The following is a 3,902-nucleotide window of genomic DNA, read 5'->3' on the forward strand; positions in this document are numbered from 1 at the left end:
GCGAGAACGGGGCCGTCGCCCTGACCTTCCGCAATCACGGCGGCGTCGGCGCGGTCTTCCATGTCTACGACCGCCTGCGCCTCGACCGCACGCCCCGCCGCTACACCGTCGGCCCCGGCGGCGCCCTGCGCGACGTCTGGGAGCCGGGCGCGTATGATCTGTGGATCCTCGGACCCAACGGCTTCCACCGCCATCTGATCGGCGACGCCGCCGGCGGCGAGCTTCGCCTGTCCCTGGCCCAACATCCGGATCGCCGGGAGCTGGTCCTGACCATCTCCAATCCCGGCGATGTCGCGCAGGCGTTTGAGATCATGGACGCCTATCGTCCCGATGCGCCGCCCTGGCTCGGCGAGATCGCGGCGGGCTCGACGGTCAGCCGGCCCCGGCTCGTCGCTCCGAGCAAGGGCTGGTACGACCTCTCCCTGCGCCGCCCCGGCGGCGGCGGTTACTTCCGCAGGCTGGCCGGCCGGCTCGAGACGGGCGCGGATTCGGTCAGTGATCCTCTCATGGGCGGCCCGGCGATCATGGATCAGGCCTGACCGGTCCGCGCAGGCTTGCGCAAGCGGAGCCTTTGCCGTTCGGTGGCGTTAACTGCGACCGGGAAAAGGGACTTCTCCATGCGCCTGACAGCCGCCTGCACCACCGCCGTCTCCGTTCTGGCCCTCGCCGTCGCGGCCTGTTCACCCGAAGCCGAGCAGCCGCCGGCCCCCATCCCGCCGTCGCCCGCGCCGACCACCCCGGCCGCGCCGCCGGTCAGCTACGCCTGCGAAAGCGGCCAGTCGATCACCGTCGCCTATCCGGACGATTCGACCGCCCAGCTGGCCTACAAGGGCCAGGCCTACGCCCTGCGCATCTCCCAGTCGGCCTCGGGCGCGCGCTACGTCGGCTCGGGCGTCGAATGGTGGACCGCCACCCGCGACGGCGCCGAGAGCGCCACTCTCAGCCGTCTGGGGCCAAATGAGGAAGTCGGCACGGCGGTGCTGGAGCGTTGCAGCCGTCCGTCCCCCGGCCCGGTCGTCGCGCCCGGTCCGGTTCCGACGCCCCAGCCGGCGCCCGGCGGCGTCCTGCCCGCCGCCGCGCCATGCCGCGGTCCCCAGCTGAAGCTGTCCAACGAGGGCGGCGACGCCGGAGCGGGCAACCGGGTTTCCAACATCGGCGTCCAGAACATCGGAACCACGGCCTGCAGCCTGACCGGCTATCCCGGCGTGGTCCTGCAGGATCGCCAGGGCCGCAACCTGACCGCCATCCGCAGCGAGCAGAGCCCCGGCAGCTACTTCACCCAGGGCCAGGCGCCGTCGCCTGTGCTGCTGGCCCCGCAGGCCAAGGCCGCCTTCGAGATCGCCTGGAACGTCATGCCGAACGAGGCCGAGGGCCAGACCACCTGCCCCAATGTGACGCGCCTCCGGGTGACCGCGCCGGGCGACACCGCGGCGGTTTCGATGGACATGGCGTTCAGCCCCTGCAGCAACCGCGTGCGGGTCAGCCCGATCCGTCCGCTGACTCCCACGGGAACGCCGGCGCCCGAGCCCACGGTTTAGGGGGTTCAAACCGTCACGGATTCGGCGTAGCGGAGCGCGCATGACAGCGACCTTCTACGACCGCGTCTCCGCGGAACTCGCCGACATCGACGCCCAGGGGCTGACCAAGCCCGAACGCGTGATCGCCTCCCGTCAGGGACCCGTCATCAAGGTGGGCGGGCGTGATGTCCTGAACTTCTGCGCCAACAACTACCTCGGCCTCGCCGGCGACGAGCGGGTGACCCAGGCGGGCATCAGGGCGCAGGAAAAGTGGGGGGCGGGCACCGCCTCGGTCCGCTTCATCTGCGGTACGCTGGAGATCCACAAGGAGCTGGAGCGGGCCATCGCCGACTACCTCGGCTTTGAAGACACCATCCTGTTCGCCGCCGCCTTCGACGCCAACGGGGGCATCTTCGAGCCCCTGTTCGGCGCCGACGACGCCATCATCTCCGACAGCCTGAACCACGCCTCGATCATCGACGGCGTGCGCCTTTGCAAGGCCAAGCGCTACCGCTTCGCCACTTCGGACATGGCCGATCTGGAGGCCCAGCTGAAGCAGGCCCGGGCCGACGGCGCCAAAGAGATCATCATCGCCACCGACGGCGCCTTCTCGATGGACGGCTATATCGCGAAGCTGAAGGACATCCGGGCGCTGGCGGACCAGTACAACGCCCTGATCATGGTCGACGACTGCCACGCCACCGGCTTCCTCGGCCCGCAGGGGCGCGGCTCCTACGCCTGGAACGGGGTCGAGGTCGACTTCGTCACCGGCACCTTCGGCAAGGCGCTGGGCGGCGCCATGGGCGGCTTCATCTGTGCGAAGTCCAACGTCGTGGCCCTGCTGAAACAGCGCGCCCGGCCCTACCTGTTCTCCAATGCGCTCAGCCCCGCCGTCTGCGGCTCGTCGCTGGAAGCCATCCGCATCGCCGCCGGCGAAGAAGGCGACACGCTGCGCGAACAGCTGTTCGCCAACGCCGCCCGCTATCGCAAGGCGATGACCGAGGCGGGCTTCACCCTGCAGCCGGGCGAGCATCCGATCATCCCGGTCATGCTGGGCGACGCCAAGCTGGCCCAGGACATGGCCGCCCGCCTGCTGGAGCTGGGCGTCTACGTCATCGGTTTCAGCTTCCCGGTGGTGCCGCGCGGCCAGGCTCGCATCCGCACCCAGATGTCGGCGGCGCACACCTTCGAACAGATTGATCAAGTGGTCGCGGCGTTCACGACGGCCGGCAAGGAATTGGGAGTTATCGCATGACCGACACCATGAAGGCCCTGGCCAAGACCCGTCCCGAAGTCGGCCTTGAGCTGATCGACGCCCCGATCCCGGTCGCCGGCGACGAGGATGTGCTGATCAAGGTCAAGCGCACCGCCGTCTGCGGCACCGACATCCACATCTGGAACTGGGACGAGTGGTCCCAGAAGAACGTGCCGGTCCCGATGATCACCGGCCACGAGTTCGCCGGCGAGATCGTCGCCATCGGCAAGGACGTGGATCGCCGCCTCAAGATCGGCCAGCGTGTCTCGGCCGAGGGCCACGTCATCGACCTGAACTCCGAAGCGGCCCGCGCGGGCCACTTCCACCTGGACCCCGACACCCGCGGCATCGGCGTCAACCGTCAGGGCGCCTTCGCCGAATACGTCGTGGCCCCGGCCTTCAACGTCATCGAGCTGCCGGACGACGTGCCCTATGAGATCGGCTCGATCCTGGATCCGTTCGGCAACGCCGTGCACACGGCGCAGCAGTTCGACCTGCTGGGTGAGGACGTGCTGGTCACCGGCGCCGGTCCCATCGGCATGATGGCCGCGGCCGTCGCCCGCCACGCCGGCGCGCGCACCGTGGTCCTGACCGACATCAACGACTTCCGCCTGGACCTGGCCCAGAAGGTCGCCCCCGGGGTCCGCACGGTGAACACCACCAAGGAAGACCTGAAGGACGTCATGCACGAGCTGGGCCTGAAGGTCGGCTTCGATGTGGCGCTGGAGATGTCGGGCTCGCCCATCGCCTTCAAGCAGTGCGTCGACACCCTGATCATGGGCGGCGGCATGGCTCTGCTGGGCATTCCGTCCAAGCCGATGGAGACCGACTGGGGCCAGATCATCCTCAAGGCCCTGACCATCAAGGGGGTCTACGGCCGCGAGATGTTCACCACCTGGCGCAAGATGCTGGGCCTGCTCAAGGCCGGGCTCGACCTCCAGCCCCTGATCACCCACCAGATGTCGTACGAGAACTACCGCGAGGGCTTCGAGGCCATGCGGTCCGGCCAGTCCGGCAAGGTGGTGCTCAACTGGGACAAGGCGGCCTAGGCCGGATCCATGTCCGCGCCCGGCGCCATAACCGCCTTTCTCGAAGGCGAAGGTCCCGATGCGCGGGGCCGCACCCTGTTC

4 protein-coding genes are annotated in these 3,902 nt (G+C 69.2%); all 4 read left to right on the forward strand.

The annotated features are described in order from the left end of the window. Positions 1 to 539: phospholipase domain-containing protein (locus Q0C81_RS14185; protein WP_291839225.1), on the forward strand; the 539-nt coding region annotated here is incomplete at its 5' end. 78 nt (positions 540 to 617) lie between these two features. Then, entirely contained in the window at positions 618 to 1,538 is a 921-nt protein-coding gene (locus Q0C81_RS14190; RefSeq protein ID WP_291839228.1) for a DUF4232 domain-containing protein, read from the forward strand. 40 nt (positions 1,539 to 1,578) lie between these two features. Beyond that, positions 1,579 to 2,772, forward strand: coding sequence for a glycine C-acetyltransferase (locus Q0C81_RS14195; protein WP_291839231.1), 1,194 nt, complete (start codon positions 1,579 to 1,581; stop codon positions 2,770 to 2,772). Positions 2,773 to 2,780: 8 nt separating this feature from the next. Continuing rightward, positions 2,781 to 3,821 carry an L-threonine 3-dehydrogenase gene (gene tdh, locus Q0C81_RS14200; RefSeq protein ID WP_367118022.1) on the forward strand — a complete coding sequence of 347 codons (1,041 nt, stop codon included), beginning with the start codon at positions 2,781 to 2,783 and terminating at the stop codon, positions 3,819 to 3,821. The last annotated feature ends 81 nt before the right edge of the window (positions 3,822 to 3,902 follow it).

It is taken from the genome of Brevundimonas sp. (assembly GCF_023259385.1).
Lineage (GTDB): Bacteria > Pseudomonadota > Alphaproteobacteria > Caulobacterales > Caulobacteraceae > Brevundimonas.

Bases quoted from the DNA above. Each gene is read 5' to 3' on its own strand.
- Q0C81_RS14190 (WP_291839228.1), top strand. From the start codon at position 618: ATGCGCCTGACAGCCGCCTGCACCACCGCCGTCTCCGTTCTGGCCCTC.
- Q0C81_RS14195 (WP_291839231.1), top strand. From the start codon at position 1,579: ATGACAGCGACCTTCTACGACCGCGTCTCCGCGGAACTCGCCGACATC.
- tdh (WP_367118022.1), top strand. From the start codon at position 2,781: ATGAAGGCCCTGGCCAAGACCCGTCCCGAAGTCGGCCTTGAGCTGATC.